The sequence below is a fragment of the Streptomyces sp. NPDC046900 genome, from assembly GCF_040644975.1.
Lineage (GTDB): Bacteria > Actinomycetota > Actinomycetes > Streptomycetales > Streptomycetaceae > Streptomyces.
In genome coordinates, this window is record NZ_JBEYXD010000001.1 from 372,587 (window position 1) to 395,708 (window position 23,122).

Genomic DNA, 23,122 nt, shown 5'->3' on the forward strand with positions numbered 1-23,122 from the left:
ACCCGGACGGGACCATGCTAAGCAGTTGCTTAGGCAAGGGTGACTTAGTGACGCGAAAGGCCGGGAACATGGCAGAGCCGAGGACCTTCACGTCCGCCGACGACCTGAAGGCGGCGGTGGGCGAGCAACTGGGATACACCGACTGGGTGGAGATCGACCAGAAGCGGATCGACCTGTTCGCGGACGCCACGGGCGACCACCAGTGGATCCATGTGGACCCGGAGAAGGCGGCCGCCGGCCCCTTCGGGACCACCATTGCGCACGGCTACCTCACGCTGTCGCTGCTCCCGCTCTTCGGACCGCAGCTGATCATGGTCGAGGGCGTGAAGATGGGCGTCAACTACGGGACCAACAAGGTCCGTTTCCCCGCGCCGGTCCCCGTCGGCTCACGCCTGCGCGCGACCGCGACGATCAGCGGAGTGGAGGACGTGCAGGGCGGGGTCCAGACGGCCGTCGCCTTCACCGTGGAGCGCGAGGGCGGCGACAAGCCCGTGTGCGTGGCCGAGTCGGTCGTGCGCTACTACTTCTGAGCCCCTAGGGGCTGTTTCCCCGCACCCACCATCCGCAGGACGAGGTCGGCGTAGAGCGCGCCGACCTCGTCGGGGGTGCGGGGGCCGTCGATGTTGAACCAGCGGGCCACGTCGATGCACAGGGAAAGCACGGCGAGGGTGGTGGCCCATACGTCCAGCACGTCGAACTCGCCGGCCGCCACCCCGTCCTCGATGATGCCCCGCACCTCGGCGTCGCACTGCCGGCGCAGGGCGACGATCTCGGCCCGGGCATCTGGTCCGAGGGCGTCCAGTTCGTACTGCACGACCCGCGCGGTGGTGCGCCGCCCGGCGTGCCAGCGCACGAAGGAGCTCACGGCGTCGGCGAGCCGCTCCGCGGCGCTGCCTTCACGCCGGGCCGCCGTACGCAGGATCTCGAGCGCCTTCTCGTGACCGATCCTGCTGATGCGGTGCAGCAGCTCTTCCTTGGTCTTGTAGTGGATGTAGAGCGCGGCCGGGCTCATACCGGCGCGGCCCGCGATGTCGCGCGTCGTGGTGGCGTGATAGCCGCGCTCGGCGAAGGCCTCGACCGCGGCGACCAGCAGCCGCCGGGCCGCGTCGGGGGTCACCTCGACCCACGGCTCCATCTCGCCGCCGGCCGTCTCCTCCGCCGTAGTCATCGCTCGCCCCTTCCACTGGCAGGACGAACACCATACCGCCGAAGGTGAGCGGGCGCTTAGCGTGCCCGCTCACGGCGTGGGAAACATCCCTCAGAGTTTCTCGAAGGGGTTGTACACCCTGTGGGCCGTCTCCTGCCGGTCACGGATCACCTTGGCCAGGGTGAAGGCGGAGGTCACGAGATAGAGCACCGCTACACCGAGGAATGCCCGGACCCAGGCGTCGGCGTGCAGCTGGTAGATCCCGATGGCGGTGGCGACCATGGCGACGGCGAACGACGCCACCGCCTGGCCGTAGAAGGCGGCTGTGCTCAGTGGCTTGACCGGTATGTCACTCATGCGCCCCAGGGTGGCCGGATGTGGCCGGTGCCACATCCGGCGGAATGCTCAGACAGGTACTCAGAACGCCGAAACTCCCGTCAGCGCCCGCCCGATGACCAGCTTCTGGATCTGGCTCGTGCCTTCGTAGAGGGTCATCACACGGGCGTCGCGCAGGAGTTTGCCCGCCGGGTACTCGTCGATGTATCCGTACCCCCCGAAGACCTGGAGCGCGTTGTTCGCGGCGCGTACCGCCGCCTCGGAGGCGAAGAGCTTGGCCTTGGAGGACTCGACGGCGAAAGGCCGGCCGCGGTCGATCAGATCGGCGACCCGCCAGGTCAGCAGCCGCGCGGCGTCCACATCGACGGCGATGTCGCTGATCAGTTCCTGGACGAGTTGGTGATGGGCGATGGTCCTGCCGAACTGCTCTCGCTCGGTGGAGTACCGGACCGCCACCTCCAGGGCGGCCCTGGCTATGCCGACGCAGCCCGCCGCGACCGACATGCGCCCCTTCGCGAGGGCCGACATGGCGACGGAGAAGCCCTTGCCCTCGGCACCCAGCATCGCCGAGGCCGGCACGCGGACGTCCTCGAGGACCAGCTCGGCGGTGGCCTGACCGCGCAGGCCGAGCTTGCCGTGGATGGTGCGGCGGCTGAAGCCCGGAGCGTCCGTGGGCACCAGGAAGGCGGAGACGCCCTTGTGGCCCGGGGCGTCCGTGGAGCGGGCGAACAGGAGCACGACATCGGCCCAGGTGCCGTTCGTGATGAACATCTTGGTGCCGTTGATCACGTAGTCGTCGCCGTCGCGGACGGCCCGGGTGGTGAGGTTGCCCGCGTCGGAACCGGTGCCCGGCTCGGTGAGCCCGAAGCAGCCGACGTACTCGCCGGAGGTGAGCCCCGGCAGCCAGCGCCGCTTCTGCTCCTCGCTCCCCCAGGCGGCAATGGTCTTGGCGACGAGCCCCAGCGAGACGGACACGATCCCGCGCACGGAGGAGTCGCCGCGGCCCAGCTCCTCGGTCACCAGGCAGTAGGCGAGGTGGTCGCCGCCCGAACCGCCGTACTCCTCGTCGATGGTCAGCCCGAGGAACCCGACCTCGCCCAGCTTCTTGACGATCGACCGGTCGACCTCCTCGGCCCGGTCCCAGTCGACGACGTGCGGGGTGATCTCACGGTCCACGAAGTCCTCGGCCAGCCGCCGGACGGCGACCTGCTCCTCGCTGAGCTCCAGGTTCACGACGCGTCACCCCAGGGAAGTCGGGAAGGTCTTTGAAATCCGCACATTTAAATTAGCACTGCTAGTTTACGTCCGCAGCCCTACTATGAGCGCCATGGCCCGACCGCACAAGCCCCTCCTCAGCACCGACCGCATCGTCGACGCGGCACGGGCCCTGGTGGACGCGGAGGGCCTCCCCGCCGTCTCCACGCGCCGGCTCGCCGCCGAACTCGGGGTCAGCGGGCCCTCCCTCTACAACCACTTCCGCACCAAGGACCAGATCCTCGAGGCGGTGGCCGACTCGGTGAGCGCACAGGTCGACCTGTCGATGTTCGAGGACGGCCGGGACTGGCGGACCGCGCTGCACGACTGGGCCGTCTCCTACCGGGAGGCCCTGCACGACCACCCCAACATCGTTCCGGTGCTGGCCGGCGGGCCGGGCCGCCGCCCGGCCGCGCTGCGTCTCGCCGACGCCGTCTACGGTGCGATGGTCGACGCGGGCTGGCCGCCCCCGCAGGCCACGTCCATCGGCGCGGTCATGCGCTACTTCGTCATGGGCTCCGCGCTCGGCTCGTTCGCGGGCGGCTTCGTCGACGACGAGTCGGCGTACGACCCGGCCGACTACCCCCACCTCGGCCAGGCCCACCTCCTCGCCGAAAAGCAGGAGAAGATCGACGACCGGGCCTTCGAGACCGGGCTCACGGCGCTGCTGGACGGGCTGGAGCGGCAGTACGAGCAGGTGGGACGCCCCGCGTAGGACGGTCCGGCATCCTTCGGCGGGCGCCGAAGTGTCCGTACCCCATGCTGGAGTCATGACGAGCCGGAAGGAAGCGGGGGCGGCGGGCCTGGCCCGACTCGCCGGGCTGATCGCCGACGAGACGCGGGCCGGCTGCCTGCTCGCGCTGCTCGACGGACGGGCGTGGACCGCCGGTGCACTGGCACGGCACACAGGTGTCGCGCCGTCCACACTCAGTGAGCATCTGGGCAAGCTCGTCGCGGGCGGACTGCTCGCCGAGGAGCGGCAGGGCCGGCACCGGTACGTCCGGCTCGCCGATGCCCGGATCGCCCAGCTGGTCGAGGACCTGACGGCCCAGGTCTCGCCGGACTCCGGGGCCCGGCGTACCCGCACGCTGGGTGAGGCGGGCGCCGGTTCCGCGATGGCCAGGGGCCGTACCTGCTACGACCATCTGGCCGGGCGGCTGGGCATCGCCGTCACCGACGCACTGACCGAGCGCGGGCTGCTCCGCCAGGACGCGGGGTTCGTGCTCACGGACGCGGGGCTGCGGTGGTTCGATGCCGCCGGGATCGTCCTCGACCGCCGGGGCCGCCGGCCGCTGGCCCGTGCCTGTCTCGACTGGACCGAGCGCCGCCCCCATCTCGCGGGTGTCGCGGGCGCGGCCCTGTGCCGGCACGCCCTGGCCGCCGGCTGGTGCGTGCGCATCGGGTCGGAGCGGGCCGTGAAGGTGACGGAGACGGGTGAGCGGGCGCTTTCGGAACTGCTGGGGATCGAGGCCGCGGCGCTGAGCTGAGCGCCGACGTGCCGTCCAAAATCCGCGAGTAATGCCGTCCCTGCCCTCCTAGCCTCTGGAGCATGATGAACATCTCCCCCGCCCGTCTGGCCGCCGGAGCTGCGACGGTCAGCGTCGTGCTCTGGGCCTCCGCCTTCGTCTCGATCCGCAGCGCGGGTGCCGTCTACGCACCGGGTGCCCTGGCACTCGGGCGGCTGCTCGCCGGGGCGCTCACGCTCGGGATCATGTGCGCCGTACGACGGGAGGGGCTGCCGCCGCGTGCCGCCTGGCGTGGCATCGCGATATCCGGCCTGCTGTGGTTCGGGTTCTACATGGTCGCCCTCAACTGGGGCGAGCGGCAGGTGGACGCCGGCACCGCGGCGCTGGTCGTCAACATCGGACCGATCCTGATCGCGCTGCTGAGTGCGCGGCTGCTCGGCGACGTCATGCCGCCGCGGCTGCTGGCGGGGATGGCGGTGTCCTTCGCGGGTGCGGTGACCGTGGGCCTTTCCATGTCGGGGGAAGGCGGTTCCTCGGTGCTCGGGGTGGTGCTGTGTGTGCTCGCGGCGATCGCGTACGCCGCCGGGGTCGTCTCGCAGAAGCCGGCGCTGGCGCGGCGAGCCCGCTGCAGGTGACGACGTTCGGGTGCCTGGTCGGAGCGGTGGCCTGTCTGCCGTTCGCCGGGCAACTGGTCCACGACGCGGCCGACGCCCCGCTCTCCGCGACCCTCAACATGGTCTACCTGGGCGTCTTTCCGACCGCGCTCGCCTTCACGACCTGGGCGTACGCCCTGGCCCGTACGACGGCGAGCCGTATGGGCGCGACGACGTACGCCGTTCCCGCGCTGGTCGTTCTGATGTCCTGGCTGTTCCTCGGCGAGGTGCCGGGACTGCTGACGCTCGGGGGTGGCGTGCTGTGCCTGGCCGGCGTGGCGGTCTCGCGGTCGCGTCCGCGCGTCTCGCCCCCGGGCGGGCCCGTCGTGCCGTCCGCGCCCCGGCGTGAGCCCACGCTGGACTGACCGCCCGGGGGTCCGCCGCCCGGGACCGCCGATCGCCGACTGCCTCGCCTCGACACCCGGACGGTCTCCTACGCCGGTGGGCCCCGCCAAGGACACACCGACAGAACATCACCCGGCACCCCGCCAAGGACGCACCGGGCAGAACACCACCCGGCCGACCCCGCCAAGGACACACCGGGTCAGAACACCACCCGGCCGACCCCGCCAAGGACACACCGGGTCAGAACACCACCCGGCCGACCCCGCCAGGCACACACCAGTCAAAAGACCACCCTGCGCCCCGCCAATCACGCACCGATCAGAACACCACCAGTGCCCGTCCCCCCCGGCCGCCCACCATGTTCTCGAAGGCGCCCGGGATGTCCTCCAGGCCGATCCGTTCCGTCACCAGCGCGCCCAGGTCCAGGCGTCCGGCCCGTACGTGTTCCGCCAGGACCGGCAGGTCCTCGGCCGGGTTCGAGTTGCCGTAGACGCAACCCGACAGCGTGCGGCCCCAGTGGAAGATCTCCAGGGCGTTGAAGGTGACCTGCTGGTCCTTGCCCCCGATGCCGACGACCGTCGTACGGCCGCCGCGGCGCGTGGAGTCCCAGGCCGCGCGAATGCTGACCGCGCGGCCCACGCATTCCACGGCCACGTCGACGCCCTGCTTGTCCGTCAGACCGCGGATCTCGCGGGGCGTGGTGTCGGAGGCGAGCAGGAAGTCGGTCGCGCCCGCCTGCCGTGCCAGGTGCTCCTTCTCGGGAGAGACGTCCACCGCGATGATCCGTGCCGCGCCCGCGATCCGTGCCGACTGGAGGGTCGCGAGGCCCACTCCTCCGGCGCCGAACACCGCCACGGTCTCCCCCGGACGAACCTTCGCCGCGTGGTGCACGGCGCCATAGCCCGTGAGCACGGCGCAGCCCAGCAGGGCCGCGTCGATCAGCGGCACCCCGCCGGGCAGCGGCAGCACACAGGACGCCGCCACCACCGTCTCCTGGGCGAACGCGGCCACGTTCAGACCGGGATGCAGGTCCGTGGCGTCGTCCCGGCGGCGGGCGTGGACGTCGCCCGAGCCGGTCAGCGCGTTCGCGCACAGCCACACCTCCCCCAGGGCGCAGGCGGGGCAGGCACCGCAGGACGGTGCCCAGTTGAGGACGACGTCGTCGCCCGGCGCGACATGGGTGACGCCCTCGCCCACGGAGACCACCGTTCCCGCGCCCTCGTGGCCGAGCACGGCGGGCACCGGCACCCGCATGGTGCCGTTGGACAGGGACAGATCGGAATGGCAGACGCCGGCGGCGGCCAGCCGGACGCGGACCCGGCCGGGACCGGGCTCCGGAAGCTCGATCTCGGTGACCTCCAGCGGGGCACCGACTGCGGGCAGGACAGCGGCTCGGACCATCTGGCTCAGCGCTCCTGGAACTGGAGGGACTTGGTCTGGAGGTACTCGGCGAGCCCGTGCGCGCCCAGCTCGCGGCCCACCCCGGACTGCTTGTAACCGCCGAAGGGGGCAAGGGGGTTGAAGCGTCCGCCGTTGATGTCGACCTGTCCGGTCTCCAGCCCGCGGGCGAAGGCGGCGGCCTCCGCGTCGTCGCCCGCCCAGACGGCTCCGGCCAGTCCGTAGACCGTGCCGTTGGCGATGCGCAGGGCGTCCTCCTCGTCCTCGTAGCGCAGGATCGAGAGCACCGGGCCGAAGATCTCCTCCTGCGCGATCACCATGTCCGGGCTGACATCGGCGAAGACGGTGGGCGGTACGAAGTAGCCGCGTTCGTGCGGAGACCCGGTGCCGCCCGCGACCAGACGCGCGCCCTCGGCCACGCCCTTGTCGATGTAACCCCGCACCCGCGTCTGCTGCTTGGCGTTCACGAGCGGGCCGATGCGGTCGCCGTACTTGGCCGCGGCCGCGGCGGCGAGTTCCACCGCCTCCTCGTACTGCTCCCGGTGGACCAGCATCCGCGTCCACGCGCTGCACGTCTGCCCGGAGTTGGACATGACGTTGGCGACGCCGACGTTGACGGCCCTGGCGAGGTCCGCGCTCGGCAGGATGACGTTCGCGGACTTGCCGCCCAGCTCGAGGGCGACCTTCTTGACGGCCGCTCCCGCCGTCGCGCCGATCTGCCGGCCCACGGCCGTGGATCCGGTGAAGGAGACCAGGTCGACGCCCTCGTGCGCGGCGAGCGCCTGGCCGGCCACCGGGCCGAGGCCGGTGACAAGGTTGAACACCCCGGCCGGTACGTCCGCCTCGTGCACCGCCTCCGCGAACAGCTGGGCGGTCAGCGGGGTGTCCTCGGCCGGCTTGAGGACGACCGTGCAGCCCGCCGCCAGGGCCGGGGCAACCTTGGCGACGATCTGGTGGAGCGGGTAGTTCCAGGGCGTGATCGCACCCACGACCCCGACCGGCTCGTGATGGACGGTGGAGTTGCCGACCTTCTCCTCGAAGGAGTGCGTCGCGGCGATCTCGGCGAAGGAGCCGGCGACCGCGATGGGCAGGCCCACATGGACGCTCTGCGAGAACGGCAGCGGCGAGCCGAGCTCGGCCGTGACGGTCCCGGCGATCTCGTCCTTGCGGGCCACGAGGACGTCCCGCAGGGCCGCGAGCCGGGCGGCGCGGTCGGCGGGCGCGGTGGCGGCCCAGGCGGGGAGGGCGGCCCGGGCGGCGCGTACGGCGGCGTCGACGTCCTCGGCGGTGCCTGCGGGTACGTGCCCGATGACCTGCTCGTCGACCGGGTTGACGACCGCGATGGCGTCGGTTCCGACGGCAGGGCGCCAGTCGCCGTCGATGTACATGCCGTCATGTGCCTTCATCGTCTTCCTCCCTGGCCGGGGTGCGTCGTCCGCGGCCCCAAACTAGCGCTGTTAGTTTTGCTGCGCCAGGGGGCTCCGGGGCGCTCGGCGCGGAACTCGCTCGCGGCCGGTCGGTCTCCCACCCGGGCGGCGTCCGACGGTCGGCGCGCCCGCGCCCCACGGCGGGCATGGGCGCACGTTCCGGGTCAGCGTGGTGCGGGGAGCGGCGCGAGTTCGACGGGGACGCCGTTGAGCACCGCGTTGCCCGACAGCGGGTCGAGCAGGCTGCCGTCGAGAAGCTGGTTGACGTTGACACCGGGGTCCAGCGTGGCGTGGCTCATCCGGGTTCCGGGCCGGTCGTGGCCCCAGCCGTGCGGAAGGCTGACGACTCCGCGCCGGATGCCGTCGGTGACCTCGACGGGCGCGGTCACCGCTCCTCCCGCGCCCTTGACCCGTACCTGTGCGCCGTCCGCGAGCCCGAGCCGCTCGGCGTCCTCCGGGTGGATGTGCAGGGTGCAGCGGTTGGAACCGCCGGTGAGGGCGGGCACGTTGTGCAGCCAGCTGTTGTTGGACCGCAGATGGCGCCGGCCGACCAGCACGAGCGAGCCGGCGCGCTCGCTCAGGGCCTGCCGCAGGCGGGGCAGGTCGGCCGCGATGGGCTCCGGCAGCAGTTCCACCGTGCCGCTCGGGGTCTTCAGCGGCTGCGGCAGCCGGGGTTCGAGCGGTCCGAGGTCGATCCCGTGCGGACGGGCGAGCAGTGTGCGCAGGCTGAGTCCGTCGGGCCGGGCGCCGAAGCCGTCGCCGTACGGGCCGAGGCGCAGCATCATGTCCAGCCGCCGCTCGGGGCCGCTCTCCCCGGTGAGCTGCCCGGCCAGTTCGCGCGGGTCGCGGCCGTGGACGGGTGAGTGGGGCTCGGTCACCGCCTTGCCGAGGGTCTGCTCGATGACCAGGGTGTCCACGGCGTCCGGGTCGGCGCCGTGCATGCCGGTGGCGGCCAGGACGAGCCGCGCGAGGATCTCGGTCTCCGCCATACGGCCCGCCTCCAGAGGCACGGCGGCAGGGGTGTAGCGGACCTGGTTGCGCACGGCGAGGGTGTTGAAGGCGAAGTCGAAGTGCGGCGCCTGGGACGGCGGGGGCGGCGGCAGGACGACATGCGCGTGGCGTGAGGTCTCGTTGAGGTACGGGTCGACGCTGACCATGAAGTCGAGCGAGCCGAATGCCTTGTCGAGCCGGTCTCCGTCCGGGGCGGAGAGCACGGGGTTGGCGGCGACGGCGATGACGGCGCGGACGGGGCTGCCCTCGTCGGTGGCGGTGTCGATCTCCTCGGCGAGCGCGGAGATGGGCAACTCGCCCTTGGCCTCGGGGTACCGGCTCACCCTCGAGTGCCAGCGCCCGAGCGCGAAGCCGCGGCCGGGCCCGGCGGGCCGGGGCGTCCTGTCGGTCGCCGACAGCGGGAAGAGCGCGCCGCCGGGCCGGTCGAGGTTGCCGGTGAGGATGTTGAGCACGTCGACAAGCCAGCTGGCGAGGGTGCCGTGCGGGACGGTACAGCTGCCGATGCGGCCGTAGACCGCGGCGGTGGGCGCGGCCGCGAGCTCGCGGGCGAGGGCGCGGATGATGTCCGCCTCGACGTCGCACGCCCCGGCGGCGGCTTCGGGCGGGAAGTCCGCGACGGCGGCGGCCACTTCGTCGAGGCCGGTGACATACGGCGCGAGGTCGCCCAGGTCCACCAGGTCCTCCTCGAAGAGGACGTTGGCCATCGCCGCAAGGAGCAGGGCGTCGGTGCCGGGGCGGACGGCGACGTGCCGGTCGGCGAGCCGGGCGGTGCGGGTGCGGCGCGGGTCGATCACGGTCAGGGTGCCGCCGCGGCTCTTGAGGGCCTTGAGCTTGCCGGGGAAGTCCGCGGCGGTGCACAGACTCCCGTTCGACTCCAGGGGGTTGGCGCCGATCAGCAGCAGATGGTCCGTACGGTCGAGGTCGGGTACGGGAATGGCGTTCGCGTCCCCGTAGAGGAGCCCGCTGGAGACGTGCTTGGGCATCTGGTCCAGCGTGGAGGCCGTGAAGAGGCTGTGGGTGCGCAGACCGGCGAGCAGGACCGTCGGGTAGAGCGCGCCGGCCATGGTGTGCACGTTGGGGTTGCCGAGCACGACGCCGACGGCGTGCGGCCCGTACTGCTCCACGACGGGCCGCAGTCCGGCGGCGACGGCGTCGAACGCCTCGTCCCAGGTGGCCTCGCGCAGTTCGCCGTCCCGGCGCACGAGGGGGGTGCGCAGCCGGTCGGGATCGGAGTCGGCGGCACCGAAGGAGGCGCCCTTCGGACAGACGAACCCCTTGCTGAACACATCGTCCCGGTCTCCGCGGGCACCGGTGACACGGGTGCCCTCGATGGTCAGCGTCAGCCCGCAGGTGGCCTCGCACAGGGGACAGATACGCAGGGCGGTTCGGGACACGGGTCCTCCCGGAGGGACGGCGGCAGCGGTGGCGCACGAACGGAGCCGAGCATACCGACCGGTATGAACGGAGGGGAGGGGCCGGCGGGCACACGTCCCACTCGTGCGCGGCACGCAGGGGCGGGCTAGTCGAGCGCCTTCTCCAGATAGGCCCGCAGCAGTCCCCGCGTCTCCTCGATGATTCTGTCGTCGCCCTCGGGGGACATCCGGAACGCCAGGTGGACCAAGGTGTCGGCGGTCTCCACGGCTATCAGGAACGTGCGGCGCAGGTCCTCGTCCGGTTCGCGGTCGAGGTAGGCCGACAGCAGGTCCGTCAGACGGTCGGCGACACGGTGATTGGGCTCGCCGTAGCGGGCGCCGACCGGTATCTGGTTGCCGAAGTCGACGAGGGAGAAGCCGGGCGCCGTGCGCTTCATGTCCAGGTACTCGTCCAGCACCGCGTCCATCGCCCCGCGCCAGCCGCCCTCGTCCCCCGAGGCCGCGAGGCGGCGGGTGACGCGCTCGGTGTAGCGCTCCAGGTTGCGCTCCGCGAGGGCGTCGGCCATCGCCCGCTTGTTGCCGAAGAATCGGTACACGGAGCCGATGGGCACGCCGGCGCGCAGGGCCACGGCACGGGTGCTCAGGTCGTCGTAGCCGACCTCGTCGAGAAGGTCGGCACAGGCGTCGAGGATCCTGGTCAGTCGTTCGGCGCTACGGCGCTGGACGGGCGCGCGGCGCAGCGATCTCGCTTGGGGCACGGGCTTCATAATGCCTTTCCGCCGAGGGCCGGTGAACCTCGCCCGTCAGTACGGAAAACGATGGCCGGAGCACTCATCGACTTCCCGCGGCGCTCACCTCGGGTCCTTCGGGCCCGCCACTCCAACCTGACTCCCCGCTCCTCACGTTCCCGCCTTGCCGTCCGGGCTCGTACCCGCCTTGCCGTCCGGGTTCGTACCCGCGTTGCCGTCCGGGCTCGTACCCGATACGGCTTCCGACGCCGTGATGTCCGCGGTGCTCTCCACGGGCTTTCCGTGCACCGCCCACACGGTCTGGTCGTCCGCGTACAGGCGGGCCGTGACGTGATGCGTACCGCGCGGGACCAGTGCGCCGCTGAGGTGGTAGTCAGGAGACCGCAGCCGGGTGAGCGGGTGGCCGTCCAGGTAGAGCCGCGCGACGCCGTGCCCGGCCACCGCCACCGGGTGCGCATCGACGGGCGAGAAGCGGAAGTTGCGGACGGTCAGCCGCACGTCCCAGTCGTCACCGGAGTCCGGCTGCACCTCGAGCGCGATCTGCGGTGCGTCCTTCATGTCGACTTCACGGTAGTGCCGCCCTTCCTCGTCCGTGCCGTCCAGCACCTTGCCCACCGGCGAGGCCGCCACCTCGCCCTTCCGCTCGTGCGCGTCGCCGGAGCCGCAGCCGGCCGAACCGCCGAGCAGGGCGCCCACCGCGAGCGCGGCGAGCACTCCGCGCGTCCACGACATGGCCGGGAGCGTATTGCACGCGCAGGACGGCCGGATCCCCCTCAAGGCTGGTTCTCCCGGCTTTCCGCGCCGCCGGTCCGGGGCTGGAGAAGGGCCGCTCTGGAGACCGCAAGGCCGGGGGGCCGACCTCAACTCCCTCTTGCGTACCACGGACCCGAATCCTACGGTGATACATAGGAATCAGCGACAAGGGAGCCGTGATGAACGGGGACGCGAGGAAGATCGCGGAGGGACTGACCTATCTCTCCGGTTTCGGCAACGAGCACAGCTCGGAGGCGCTCCCGGGTGCGCTGCCCGAGGGCCACAACTCGCCGCAGCGCGCGCCACTGGGGCTGTACGCGGAGCAGCTGAGCGGTACCGCGTTCACCGAGCCGAGGGCCCACAACCGGCGCTCGTGGCTGTATCGCATCCGCCCTTCGGCCGCCCACCCCACCTTCACCCGCACCGACAACGGCGCGATCCGGTCGGCCCCCTTCACCGAGACGGTGCCCGACCCCAACCGGCTGCGCTGGAATCCGCTGCCCGAACCCCCGGCCGGGACCGACTTCCTTCAGGGGCTGTGGACCCTGGGCGGCAACGGCGACGCCACCCAGCGCACCGGCATGGCCGTGCACCTGTACCACGCCAACGCCTCCATGGACCGTGTCTTCAGCAATGCGGACGGCGAGCTGCTGATCGTCCCGGAGCGTGGCGGCCTGCTGCTGCACACGGAGTTCGGCATGCTCCGCGTGGAACCCGCGGAGGTGGCACTCGTCCCGCGCGGTGTCCGCTTCCGCGTGGAACTGCTGGACGTCGCGCCCGACGGCGGGCAGAGCCCGGCCGTACGCGGTTACGTCTGCGAGAACTACGGCGCCCCCTTCCGCCTCCCCGATCTCGGCCCGATCGGCGCCAACGGGCTGGCGAACGCCCGGGACTTCCGGGCGCCGGTCGCCGCGTACGAGGACGTCGAGGGTCCCGTCGAGGTCGTGAACAAGTTCTGCGGCAACCTCTGGACGGCGACGTACGACCACTCGCCGCTCGACGTCGTCGCCTGGCACGGGAATCATGTGCCGTACGTCTATGACCTTCGGCGTTTCAATGTGATCGGCACCATCAGCTACGACCACCCGGATCCGTCGATCTTCACGGTGCTCACCTCGCCGAGCGACACCCCGGGACTCGCGGGTGTCGACTTCGTGGTCTTCGCGCCGCGCTGGCTGGTGGGCGAGGACACCTTCCGGCCGCCGTACTTCCACCGGAACGTGATGAGCGAGTACATGGGCCTCGTCGAAGGTGCCTACGACGCCAAGGCGGAGGGCTTCGTGCCGGGTGGTGGCTCGCTGCACAACATGATGTCGGCGCACGGCCCCGACCGGGAGACGTTCGACCGGGCCAGTGCGGCCGAGCTGGCGCCCCAGAAGATCGACGACGGGCTGGCGTTCATGTTCGAGACCCGCTGGCCGCTGACCCTGACGCCGCACGCAGCACACGCCGAACACCTGCAGCGCGGCTACGACGGGGTGTGGCAGGGCCTCCAGCGCCACTTCCGCCCGTTGCACTGAGCGCCGACGACCGGTACGGATAGCCCGTGACCTCCTTCGCCCCGGATTCGATCGTCCTGAACCGCAAGCTGCCGCTCTGGTACCAGGTGTCGCAGTCGTTGCGCGCCTCGATACTCGGCCGCTCGGCGCAGGATCCGCTGCGCCTGCCCACCGAGGAGCAGTTGGCGGGGCACTACGGGGTGAGCGTGCTGACCATGCGCCAGGCGCTCAAGGAGCTGGAGGTCGAGGGGCTGATCACCCGCCACCGCCGACGCGGCACGTTCATCGAGCCGAGCGCGCAACGGGGTGCCCCGGTGCGGCTGCTGGGCTCGGTGGACGCGATCGTGGCCCAGCAGTCCGGTATGACGACCGAGCTGCTGGACCACGGCAGAAAGCCGGTGCCCGCGGAACTCGCCGAGCACTTCCCGGATCTCGCCGAGGTGGCGACGTACCACCGGCTGCGCAGCGACGAGAAGAGCGGTGAGCCGACCAACCACGCCCGCAACTACGTCCGCCCCGAACTGGCCGAGCGCATCGACCACGCGGACCTGGTGCGGTGGCCGATGACCAAGGTGCTGCGGGACGTGGTCGGCGCGGACATCAGTCGCATCACGGACACCGTGGAGGCACGGCTGGCCGACCCGGAGACGGCCCGGCTGCTCGAAGTGCCGCTGCTCAGCCCGATCCTGCACTACACGGGCGTCACGTACGACGCCGGGGGACGGCCGCTCGATGTGGCGGTGATCCACTACCGGGGCGACCGCTTCTCCTTCACGGTCACCCTCGAGGCCACCTGAGCACGTCGTACGATGCCCAGCGTGACGCACGACGACGCTCCGCTGCTCGCGGACCTCATGCCGTGGTCCGTCGCACCCCTGCGGCCGGGCCGCGCCTGGCCTGCGGCACCCGACGCGGCCTCGCTCAAGGCACGCTGGGACGCCTTCACGAAGGCCGAAGGGCCCGACCGGGAGACGCTGTTCGAGCCGACACGCTCACGCACGCTGTACTCCGCTGTCGGACAGCTTCCGGGCCGCTCCGGCGGCACGGAGAAGCTGGTGCGCGCCTCGGGCCCCTGCCCGGAGCCGGTACGCGTGCTGTGCGCCCCGTTCGACGAGCAGTGGCTGATCCCCGACCACCGGCTGATCGACGTGGCGCGGCCGGAGTTGTGGCGCGTCGCGGACGAGCAGCAGGTCTTCACGGTGGAGACGGCCCCGGCGCCCGACTCCCCCGGCCCGCTGCTGCTGGCCTCCTCGCTGCTTCCCGTACTGCGCGCCGGACGCATCCGCCCGCTCTACCGCCGCCCCGGCGGTGCCGAACCCAATCTGGCGCCGGGCCTGCTGGGGCATCTGACCGCCCGGCTGGGCCTGTCCCCCGCGCCCGTCGACGTCCTCGCCTGGAGCATGGCGGCGGTACGCCCGGGGCCCGACGGCCTGACCGTCCCGCTCACCGAGGACCCCGCGCTCTGGACCCACGGCGTCGAACTGGGCCACCGCATGCTCTGGCTGATGCGGCGCGACGGCGAACGCCCCAAACTCCCCGGCGGGCGCCGCCCCTACGTCCGGGCACCGCTGCCCGCACGCCCCCTCGCGCTCCACTACGACCGTGACGAGGAGACCCTCCATCTCGACGAGGGCCGCATCTCCCCGCTGCCCCCGGAGGCCTGGGACTTCGAGGTGAGCGGAGTCCGCGTCCTGGAGCAGTGGTTCACCGCGAGGACCGCGGGGGCCGTACCCGGCACCCTGGAGGCGATCCGCCCGGCGACGTGGCCCCAGACCTGGACGTCGGAGCTCCTGGAGCTGATCACGGTCCTGGCGCTCCTCGCGGAACTGCGTCCGCAGTGGGCGGAGTTGGAGGTGACCGCCGCCCTCACGGCAGCCGAACTCCGCACGGCGGGGGTACTGCCGGTGACAGCGGCGGCACGGCGCCCGGCCTCGGTGCTCGACCACCACGAGGAAGGCCCCGAGGGTCAGTTCGCGCTGATCTAGCCCTTGGGCGCGAACCCCTCCAGCATCCGACCGAGTGAGCGCTCGAAGGCCGCCTCCAGATCGACCGGGCCCGGCGCCTCGGAGAAGGCGGCGGCGATTCGCGGGTAGGCGCCCGTGGCGATCCGGCTCCCGAGGTAGGCCGTCCGCGCCGCGTTCTCCTGCTCCTCCGACCAGGGCAGGGACCGGGCACGCTCAGCAGTGGCCAGTTCGTTGGCGACGTACATGGTCACCACGCTGTTGAGCATCGCGATGAGCTCCATCTTCGTGCCGGCGGGCGCCTCCAGCGGGTCGAGGCAGGCCAGGCAGTGCTCGACGTAGCGCAGGACGTTCGGACTGAAACCGTAGATCCCCGACATCAGGCGCGGCAGCCAGGGGTGGCGGCGCATGAGGTCGCGGGTCTGGTGGGCGACCCGGAGCATGTCGGCACGCCAGTCACCGGAGGGCTCCCACAGTTCGTGTTCACCGCTGACGGCGTCGACCATCAGCTCGTACAGATCCTCCTTGCGGGGAACGTAGTTGTACAGCGACATGGTGCCGCAGCCCAGCTCGGCCGCCACATGCCGCATCGAGACCGCGTCCAGCCCCCCGGCGTCGGCGATCCGCACCGCGGCCGCCGCGATGTCGGCTCGGCGGTAGGCCGGTCTCGGCCCCCGGCCCGCACGCTCGGGACGCGACCAGATCACTTCGGGTTCGGCCGCTCGGCCCGCCATCGCTCATCACCTCGGCTCCCATCCTAGTTACGTACACCGTACGTAGTGCGCTATGGTCCTGCCATGACTACTACGTACGCTGTACTTAGTGAGGGTCTGGAGAAGCGGTTCGGGACCGTCCATGCCGTCCGGGGACTGGATCTGGCGGTGGCTCGGGGCACGGTCTGCGGGCTGCTCGGGCCGAACGGCGCGGGCAAGACCACGGCCGTACGGCTGCTCACCACGCTGCTGCGGCCGGACGCCGGCTCGGCGCGGATCGCGGGCCACGATCTGGTGCGCGAGCCCGAGGCCGTGCGCCGCGGGATCGGTGTCACCGGGCAGTACGCATCGGTCGACGGCGACCTGACCGGGCGCCAGAACCTGCGGCTGTTCGCACGGCTGCACAGGGTCCGGGACCCGGCGGGACGCGCGGGTGAGCTTCTGGACCGCTTCGGTCTGGCCGAGGCCGCGGACCGGCCCGTGTCCATCTACTCGGGCGGCATGCGGCGCCGTCTGGACCTCGCGGCGAGCCTGATCCGCCGACCCGAGGTGCTGTTCCTGGACGAGCCCACCACCGGGCTCGACCCGGCGAGCCGCAACCGGATCTGGGAGGCCGTGCACGCCCTCAAACAGCAGGGCACCACGGTGCTGCTGACCACGCAGTACCTGGAGGAAGCCGACCGGCTCGCCGACGACATCGCCGTCGTCGACCGGGGCCGGGTCGCCCACACGGGATCGCCGTCCCACCTCAAGGCGCTCATCGGCTCGCACGCGGAGGTCGTCGTCGCCCAGGCGGACGCGTTGGTGAAGGCGGCCGGCGTGCTCGACCGGCTCACCGGCGCCGAACCGACCTTCGATCACGACCGAAACGCCGTCGGCGCGGTCACCACCGACCCCACGCTCACCCTTCCCCGCCTCGTACGCGAACTGGACGCGGCCGGCGTGCCCTTGCTCGACGCGAGCCTGCGCCCCCCGACCCTCGACGAGGTCTTCCTGCGCCTGACCAGCGCCTCTGCGAACAGTGAGGAGCTCGCGGCATGACGACATGGGCGTACGACGGCACGGCGCTGCTCGGCCGTCAGCTCCGGCGGATCCGCAACAATCCGGGGCTCGCGATCCTCACTCAGACCATGCCGATCACCATGCTGCTGTTCTTCGGGTACGTGTTCGGCAGCGCGGTCGCGATGCCCGGCCGGGAGTACCGCAGCTTCCTGGTGCCGGGGCTGCTGGCGGCCACGGCGGCGGGCGGCATCATGACCGGCATGTTCCAGGCCGCCCAGGACTCGCACCGCGGCGTGATGGACCGCTTCCGAACGCTGCCGATCAGCCGGGCGGCCGTACCGCTCGGCCAGGCGGTGGCCGACCTCTTGGTCACCGCCGCGGGGACGGTCCCGTTGCTCCTGGTCGGCCTCGCGGTGGGCTGGCGGATCGAGGGATCCGTGCCCCAGGCGCTGGGTGCCGTCGGCCTGTTGCTGCTGTTCCGGTTCGCGTGCACCTGGATCGGGATCCACCTGGGGCTGCTCAGCCGGAGCGAGGAGGCCGCCGGGCAGCTCGGCGGCGTCACCTTCGTGCTGCCGCTGCTGTCCAACGCCTACATCCCCACCGGGAACCTGCCCGGCTGGCTGCGCACGCTCGCCGAGTGGAACCCGATCAGCGCGGTGACCACCGCCCTGCGGGAGCTGTTCTCCGGTGGGCAGGCAGGTGCCCACGTCGCGGCCGTCCCGGACGGAAGCGCCTGGCCGGTGGCCCACCCGGTGGCCGGGTCCCTTGCCTGGTGCGCGGTGCTGACCGCGGTCTTCTGGCCGCTGGCTGTCCGCCGGTACACACGTCAGGAGCGCTGACCGCCTGCTGACAAAGGCGGCGGTCACGGGACATGATCCCCGGCATGGATCCACTTCCGCTGCCCCTGGAGGGCATCACCGTCGTCGCCGTCGAACAGGCCGTGGCCGCGCCCTTCGCCACCCGGCAGCTCGCCGATCTGGGTGCCCGGGTGATCAAGGTCGAGCGGGTCGACGGAGGCGACTTCGCACGCGACTACGACACCGCCGCCCGGGGGCTCGCCTCGCACTTCGTGTGGTGCAACCGCGGCAAGGAGTCGATCGCCCTGGATCTGAAGGATCCGCGGGGCCTTGCCGCGGTACGGAGGCTGATCGCGGGCGCGGACGTCTTCGTGCAGAACCTCGCCCACGGGGCCGCGGCCCGGCTCGGCCTGGACGCGGCCACCCTGTGCGCGGCACACCCGCGGCTGGTCGCCGTGGACATCTCGGGCTACGGGGCGTCGGGGCCGTACGCGGACAAGCGTGCGTACGACATGCTCGTCCAGTGCGAGGCCGGTCTGGTGTCGGTCACCGGCACACCGGAGCAGCCGGTCAAGGCAGGCATCCCGGCGGCCGACATCGCGGCCGCCATGTACGCGTTCTCGGGGATCCTCGCGGCGCTCGTCCGCCGGGGCACGACCGGGCGCGGCGGGCCGGTGGAGATCTCCATGCTGGAGGCGCTCGCCGAGTGGATGGGACATCCACTGCACCATGCGATGCACGGCGGCACTCCCCCGGCGCGCACGGGGCTGGCGCACGCCGTCATCGCCCCGTACGACGCCTATCCCACGGCGGACGGCGGGCGGGTGCTGCTGTCCGTGCAGAACGACCGGGAGTGGCGGCGGCTGGCCGAGCAGGTCCTCGAGCGGCCGGAGCTCGGGACAGATCCCGCGTACGCGACGAACGCGGCGCGGGTCGCCCACAGGGAGGCCACGGACGCGCTGGTCGGCAAGGCGCTGGCCCCGCTCGGGGCGGACGAGGCCGTGGCCCGGCTGGAGTCCGCCGGCATCGCGTGCGCACGCCTCAGGGACCTGTGGGACGTCGCGGACCATCCGCAGCTGGCGGCCCGGGAGCGGTGGCGGGAGGTGGGGACGCCGGTCGGGCCGCTGAAAGCACTGCTGCCACCGATCACGCTGCCGGGCGGGAACGAGGCACGAATGGGGAATGTGCCCGCGCTCGGGGAGCACACCGAGGCCCTGCTGCGTGCCGTGGGGATGACGGACGACGAGATCGCAGCACTGTGCCGGGACGGTGTGGCCGCCTGAGCGCGGGCCCTTGCCGGGCGCCCGCGTCGCGGGCGCCGTACGGGACGCCGGTGCTCAGCGCCCGCCGAAGAGCGAACGACGCAGCCGGCGCAGCGGCGCGAACAGCGAGACCTTGCTCACCCGCGCACCCCTGCCGGTACGGTCCTGCGCAGGCTCACGCGAGGTCAGTTCGCGCATCAGCGAGGTGGCCTCGGCCGTCTCACGCTGCGGGACGGCGGGGCCGGCCAGCACCGAGAGATGACGGTCGAGGCGCGAACTGGTCGCGCTGCTCCCGCACGTGATGGCAGGGACCCTCGCCCTGCTGCGCACTGTTATCTGATCCATGTCACTCCCCACCCGTACGAGTCCACCCGGCCCGGGCAGAGTAACCCTATCGCTCCCAGGTGGCACTCGTGTATCGCGGTCACAGGATTCACCTTCCCCATAAGGGGGTTGACGACTACTGTCCGAATCCGATGGATTGCAGGGCGAGTTGGACAATTGGCTGGCTGGTGGGCTGCGGTGAGCCTCCGTCGGGCTCGACGGTGACGGCGAGTGACGTCGCCGACCTGTTCAGACCGCTCGCGACCAAGGGCGTGTCGCCGTCGAACAGCCCCAGGGAGCGTGGTTGCTCATGGGGGCGCATCAGCCACAGTTGATGCACACGCCCGCCGGGCGGTGCACCGAGTCCGCGCAGGGTGACGACGGCGCGCCCCTCGGACGCGGAAGCAATCACTCCGATCCCTCGGCCCTGGGCGTCCCGGTCGCTGGTCGCACGGGCGTCAGGAGCGGCGAGAACGTGGGCGATCTCACGCGCCTGGGCGCGCTCCGCGTCGAGTTTGTGCTGCGTCTGGGTGGCCTGGACGGCGAAGAGCGCGGCGACGACGAGGGCCGCCGCGGCCGTCGCGGTGGCGAGCGGGGCGAACAGGGGGCGCAGCCGGGGCGCACGGATGCGTGCGGGCGGCGGCGCGGTCCCCCAGACGTGCGGCGGCAGATGCGGCGCGCGGGCACGGGGCACGTCCGCCACCGGCGAGGGGTCCTGGGGGGTGTTCCGCACGGCGGTGAGGACACGGTCGCGCAGTCCGGGTGGGGCCAGGGCCGCCGTCGACCAGGCGAGGCGGACGGCGTCCTCGGACAGGGACCGCACCTCGGCGGCGCAGCGCTCGCAGCCCTGGAGGTGCTTCTCGAACCTCACGCGCTCCGCGGGTTCGAGAGCGTCCAGGGCGTAGGGGGCCGCCAGGGAATGCAGGTCCTCGCGTGCGAACAGTCGGCCGAGGATGCTCATGCGACTCCTCCCAGGCACTCGCGCAGCCGGGTGAGTCCGTCGCGCATCCGCGTCTTGACCGTGCCGAGCGGCAGCGAGAGCCGCTCGGCCACTTCACGGTAGGTGTAACCGTCGTAGTAGGCGAGCGTCACCGACTGGCGTTGCAGGGCGGTGAGCCGGTCCAGGCAGCGGCGCACCCACTCGCGCTCCAGGCCCGCCTCCACCTCCTCGGCGACCTGGTCGAAGGCCGGATGGTGGGCGCGCCGGGCCTCGCGCTGCTCGCGTTCACCGGCCGCGCGGGCGCTGCGCACCCGGTCGACGGCGCGGCGGTGCGCGAGGGTGAGTATCCACGACAGGGCGCTGCCCCGGCCGGGGTCGAACCGCGGGGCGGAGCGCCACAGTTCGAGCAGCACCTCCTGGGCCACCTCCTCCGACTGCGCCGGGTCCCGTACGACCCGGCGCACCAGGCCGAACACCGGCCCCGACACCAGTCCGTACAGGTCCTCGAACGCCTTCTGGTCACCTCCGGCCACCAGCACCAGAAGCTCGTCCGCCTCCACCCGTACCCCCCTCACCGCCGCCGTGCCCGGCATGCTCACTCCACTGTGACATTCGCTGCGCTCACGCCTTCGGATGGGATACGGATCAGCAGGGGGAAAACGCGGGTCGAGCAGGCACGAAAAGATTCTTCAGGATCGACCAATCCGCCTCGGCGGCAGCTCCGAATCCCGGTGCGTCAGGCAAGTTGGCACTGAGGACGGACGGCATGACACCTATCTCCAGGAGCGCGGGGCGCAGGAGCGTCGCGACCCTCATCTGTGGTGCGCTGGCCGCCGGGGGGCTCGCAGCCGCCGGCGTGACCGCGCTGGAACCGGGGGCGGCCTCCGCCTCCTCCCACCGGGAGGCCCCGCTGATCTCGGGGCAACCGAAGTACGACAACACGGATCTGTACGCGTTCGTGAGCCCCGACAAGCCGGACACGACGACCATCGTCGCGAACTTCGTCCCGTTCGAGGAGCCGGCGGGCGGACCCAACTTCTACACCTTCGCGGACGACGCCCAGTACGACATCCACATCGACAACAACGGTGACGCCCAAGGCGAACTGCTCTTCCGCTACACGTTCAAGACCCGTACGAAGAACAAGAACACCTTCCTGTACAACACCGGTCCGGTCACCGGCCTGGACGACCCCGACCTGAACGTCACCCAGACCTACGACATCGACCTGCTCAAGCTGCACAACCAGAAGCTGGTCTCACGCACCAAGATCGCGGACGATGTGCCGGTCGCGCCGTCCGACGTGGGCAAGGCGTCGATGCCGGACTACGGCACGCTGCGCGACCAGGCCGTGCACAAACTCACCAGCGGCGCGACGACGTTCGCCGGGCAGGCGGACGACCCGTTCTTCGCGGACCTCCGCGTCTTCGACCTGCTGTACGGCGGGAACCTCTCCGAGGTCGGCAACGACACGCTCAAGGGCTACAACGTCAACTCCCTGGCGCTGCAGGTGCCGAACGACTACATCCGCGAGTCGGCGAAGCAGCCGATCGTCGGCATCTGGTCGACGGTCCAGCGCAAGGACGCGCACGGCGACTGGACGCAGGTCTCGCGGCTCGGCAACCCGCTCGTCAACGAGGTCGTCAACCCGCAGAAGGACAAGGACAAGTTCAACGCGTCCGCGCCCTGGAACGACGGGCAGTTCCTGAAGAACGTGACCAACCCGGAGCTGCCGAAGCTCATCGAGGCGAACTACAAGATCAAGGCGCCGGCCGAGCCGCGCAACGACCTGGTGGACGTCTTCCTGAAGGGCGTCAAGGGCCTCAACCAGCCGCCGTACGTCCGAGCGGCCGAGGAGTTGCGGCTCAACACCTCGATCAAGCCCGCCGCGAGCCCGAAGCGGCTCGGTGTGCTCGACGGCGACAACGCCGGCTTCCCCAACGGGCGCAGGCTCACCGACGACGTGATCGACGAGGCGCTCCAGGTGGTGGAGGGCGAACTGGTCGGCGCCAAGAACGACCTGGGCGACGCGGTCGACGCGAACGACAAGAAGTTCGGGCACTCCTTCCCGTATCTGGCCGAGCCGACCTCGGGTTCGCGCGGTCCCCTGGCGAAGGGCACCGGCAACAGCGTGCGCAACCAGCTGGGTGACGGGCTGTTGGCGACCGGCTCCAGCGGCCCGGACACCGCGCTGATCGCGAGCTCCGCGGCGGCGGGTGTGGCGGGCGTGCTGCTGATCGGCACCGCCGTGATGTGGTGGCGCCGGCGCACCCGCTACCGGGCGTACTGAGCCGCCCGTCCGACGGGCGGCCCTCCGGTCCCCGTCCCCTCGAACGGCGCGGCCCGTACCCCTCACATCCCCCACGGCGCGGGCCGCGCTACCCCATCCGCGACAACGACCGTTTCCGCCCGGAAGACTGAGGAGAGGGCATGTCCCCGCGTACGAACGACAGCGCGCCGGAGAGCGGGCACGGCGACCGGCCGCAGGCCGAGCCGACAGGGCCGACGCTCCGCGCGGCGGAGACCGGGCCCAAGGGAAGCATCACGGGCACCGGGACGGCCGGCCCGGCCACGACCCCGGAGACGACCGGCCAGGGACCTGGCGCAACGGCCCCCGCCCCGGAGCCGACCGGCACACGCACTCGACCCACGACCTCCGCCCGATCCGCCCCCAGCCCCAAGGCGATCAGACAGGACGCCGGCCCAACGGCC

The 23,122-nt window shown here is 71.7% G+C and carries 22 protein-coding genes and 2 pseudogenes; 12 read left to right on the top strand and 12 right to left on the bottom strand.

Translation table 11 applies throughout. From position 1 onward, the window contains the following. Positions 1–68 precede the first annotated feature (68 nt). Entirely contained in the window at positions 69–530 is a 462-nt protein-coding gene (locus ABZ904_RS01740) for a MaoC family dehydratase (protein WP_359391721.1), read from the top strand. Here ABZ904_RS01740 and ABZ904_RS01745 read toward each other — a convergent pair. The 3 genes from ABZ904_RS01745 to ABZ904_RS01755 form a co-directional block, all read right to left on the bottom strand. Continuing rightward, positions 521–1,168 carry a TetR/AcrR family transcriptional regulator gene (locus tag ABZ904_RS01745; protein WP_359391720.1) on the bottom strand — a complete coding sequence of 216 codons (648 nt, stop codon included), beginning with the start codon at positions 1,166–1,168 and terminating at the stop codon, positions 521–523. The two genes, ABZ904_RS01740 and ABZ904_RS01745, sit on opposite strands and share 10 nt — an antisense overlap. A 90-nt stretch (positions 1,169–1,258) precedes the next feature. Further along, positions 1,259–1,504 carry a YiaA/YiaB family inner membrane protein gene (locus tag ABZ904_RS01750; RefSeq protein WP_360994299.1) on the bottom strand — a complete coding sequence of 82 codons (246 nt, stop codon included), beginning with the start codon at positions 1,502–1,504 and terminating at the stop codon, positions 1,259–1,261. A 60-nt stretch (positions 1,505–1,564) separates the two neighbouring features. Beyond that, a complete protein-coding gene (locus ABZ904_RS01755; RefSeq protein WP_360994296.1) occupies positions 1,565–2,716 on the bottom strand; it encodes an acyl-CoA dehydrogenase family protein in 1,152 nt (383 codons plus the stop codon). A 94-nt stretch (positions 2,717–2,810) separates the two neighbouring features. On the opposite strand from ABZ904_RS01755, the gene ABZ904_RS01760 reads away from it, so the two are divergent. From ABZ904_RS01760 to ABZ904_RS01770, 3 genes and pseudogenes are all read left to right on the top strand, one after another. After that, a complete protein-coding gene (locus ABZ904_RS01760) occupies positions 2,811–3,452 on the top strand; it encodes a TetR/AcrR family transcriptional regulator (protein WP_361820517.1) in 642 nt (213 codons plus the stop codon). A gap of 55 nt (positions 3,453–3,507) precedes the next feature. Next, positions 3,508–4,224, top strand: coding sequence for a winged helix-turn-helix domain-containing protein (locus ABZ904_RS01765; RefSeq protein WP_359391716.1), 717 nt, complete (start codon positions 3,508–3,510; stop codon positions 4,222–4,224). A gap of 65 nt (positions 4,225–4,289) precedes the next feature. After that, positions 4,290–5,221: pseudogene (locus tag ABZ904_RS01770) on the top strand (DMT family transporter). Positions 5,222–5,519: 298 nt separating this feature from the next. Here the strand turns inward: ABZ904_RS01770 and ABZ904_RS01775 are convergent. The 5 genes from ABZ904_RS01775 to ABZ904_RS01795 all read right to left on the bottom strand — a co-directional run bounded on the left by ABZ904_RS01775 (position 5,520) and on the right by ABZ904_RS01795 (position 11,891). Beyond that, positions 5,520–6,602, bottom strand: coding sequence for a Zn-dependent alcohol dehydrogenase (locus ABZ904_RS01775; protein WP_360994290.1), 1,083 nt, complete (start codon positions 6,600–6,602; stop codon positions 5,520–5,522). Positions 6,603–6,607: 5 nt separating this feature from the next. After that, on the bottom strand, positions 6,608–8,005 hold the full coding sequence (locus ABZ904_RS01780; RefSeq protein WP_360994287.1) for an aldehyde dehydrogenase family protein: 1,398 nt from the start codon (positions 8,003–8,005) through the stop codon (positions 6,608–6,610). A gap of 185 nt (positions 8,006–8,190) precedes the next feature. Continuing rightward, positions 8,191–10,431: a molybdopterin oxidoreductase family protein gene (locus tag ABZ904_RS01785; protein WP_359391713.1), complete on the bottom strand. Its 2,241-nt coding sequence runs from the start codon at positions 10,429–10,431 to the stop codon at positions 8,191–8,193. Positions 10,432–10,556: 125 nt separating this feature from the next. Then, a complete protein-coding gene (locus ABZ904_RS01790) occupies positions 10,557–11,177 on the bottom strand; it encodes a TetR/AcrR family transcriptional regulator (RefSeq protein ID WP_359391712.1) in 621 nt (206 codons plus the stop codon). A 132-nt stretch (positions 11,178–11,309) separates the two neighbouring features. After that, on the bottom strand, positions 11,310–11,891 hold the full coding sequence (locus ABZ904_RS01795; RefSeq protein ID WP_360994279.1) for a hypothetical protein: 582 nt from the start codon (positions 11,889–11,891) through the stop codon (positions 11,310–11,312). A gap of 200 nt (positions 11,892–12,091) precedes the next feature. Here ABZ904_RS01795 and hmgA point away from each other — a divergent pair, with 200 nt between their 5' ends. Genes hmgA through ABZ904_RS01810 form a run of 3 tightly spaced genes read left to right on the top strand, consistent with a single transcriptional unit; the run spans position 12,092 to position 15,396 of the window. Beyond that, entirely contained in the window at positions 12,092–13,432 is a 1,341-nt protein-coding gene (gene hmgA / locus ABZ904_RS01800) for a homogentisate 1,2-dioxygenase (protein WP_359391710.1), read from the top strand. 26 nt (positions 13,433–13,458) lie between these two features. Beyond that, on the top strand, positions 13,459–14,208 hold the full coding sequence (locus ABZ904_RS01805) for a GntR family transcriptional regulator (RefSeq protein WP_360994275.1): 750 nt from the start codon (positions 13,459–13,461) through the stop codon (positions 14,206–14,208). A gap of 12 nt (positions 14,209–14,220) precedes the next feature. After that, the gene (locus tag ABZ904_RS01810; protein WP_360994272.1) at positions 14,221–15,396 is read left to right on the top strand and encodes a type ISP restriction/modification enzyme; all 1,176 of its coding nucleotides are present in this window, start codon (positions 14,221–14,223) and stop codon (positions 15,394–15,396) included. Here the strand turns inward: ABZ904_RS01810 and ABZ904_RS01815 are convergent. Next, positions 15,393–16,106, bottom strand: a complete 714-nt coding sequence (locus ABZ904_RS01815) for a TetR/AcrR family transcriptional regulator (protein WP_359391707.1) — start codon at positions 16,104–16,106, stop codon at positions 15,393–15,395. The genes ABZ904_RS01810 and ABZ904_RS01815 overlap by 4 nt on opposite strands. A 63-nt stretch (positions 16,107–16,169) precedes the next feature. On the opposite strand from ABZ904_RS01815, the gene ABZ904_RS01820 reads away from it, so the two are divergent. Genes ABZ904_RS01820 through ABZ904_RS01830 form a run of 3 tightly spaced genes read left to right on the top strand, consistent with a single transcriptional unit; the run spans position 16,170 to position 19,167 of the window. Further along, positions 16,170–17,126: an ATP-binding cassette domain-containing protein gene (locus ABZ904_RS01820; protein WP_359391706.1), complete on the top strand. Its 957-nt coding sequence runs from the start codon at positions 16,170–16,172 to the stop codon at positions 17,124–17,126. Next, complete coding sequence (locus ABZ904_RS01825; RefSeq protein WP_359391705.1) at positions 17,123–17,926, top strand: ABC transporter permease; 804 nt, start codon at positions 17,123–17,125, stop codon at positions 17,924–17,926. The genes ABZ904_RS01820 and ABZ904_RS01825 overlap by 4 nt, the downstream gene beginning before the upstream one ends. A gap of 32 nt (positions 17,927–17,958) precedes the next feature. Next, entirely contained in the window at positions 17,959–19,167 is a 1,209-nt protein-coding gene (locus ABZ904_RS01830; RefSeq protein WP_359391704.1) for a CaiB/BaiF CoA-transferase family protein, read from the top strand. Between the two features lie 54 nt (positions 19,168–19,221). On the opposite strand, the gene ABZ904_RS01835 is transcribed toward ABZ904_RS01830, so the two are convergent. From ABZ904_RS01835 to ABZ904_RS01845, 3 genes are all read right to left on the bottom strand, one after another. Further along, complete coding sequence (locus ABZ904_RS01835; protein ID WP_359391703.1) at positions 19,222–19,491, bottom strand: hypothetical protein; 270 nt, start codon at positions 19,489–19,491, stop codon at positions 19,222–19,224. Between the two features lie 115 nt (positions 19,492–19,606). Further along, a complete protein-coding gene (locus tag ABZ904_RS01840; protein ID WP_360994266.1) occupies positions 19,607–20,431 on the bottom strand; it encodes an anti-sigma factor in 825 nt (274 codons plus the stop codon). Then, positions 20,428–20,970, bottom strand: coding sequence for a sigma-70 family RNA polymerase sigma factor (locus ABZ904_RS01845; RefSeq protein ID WP_359391765.1), 543 nt, complete (start codon positions 20,968–20,970; stop codon positions 20,428–20,430). Before ABZ904_RS01845 ends, ABZ904_RS01840 begins: the two co-directional genes overlap by 4 nt. 206 nt (positions 20,971–21,176) lie before the next feature. Between ABZ904_RS01845 and ABZ904_RS01850 the strand changes: the two genes are divergently transcribed. Further along, positions 21,177–22,700 (top strand): DUF4331 domain-containing protein, encoded by a 1,524-nt coding sequence (locus ABZ904_RS01850; RefSeq protein ID WP_360994263.1) that lies wholly within the window; start codon positions 21,177–21,179, stop codon positions 22,698–22,700. 140 nt (positions 22,701–22,840) lie between these two features. Further along, positions 22,841–23,122: pseudogene (locus ABZ904_RS01855) on the top strand (hypothetical protein); the annotation flags it as partial.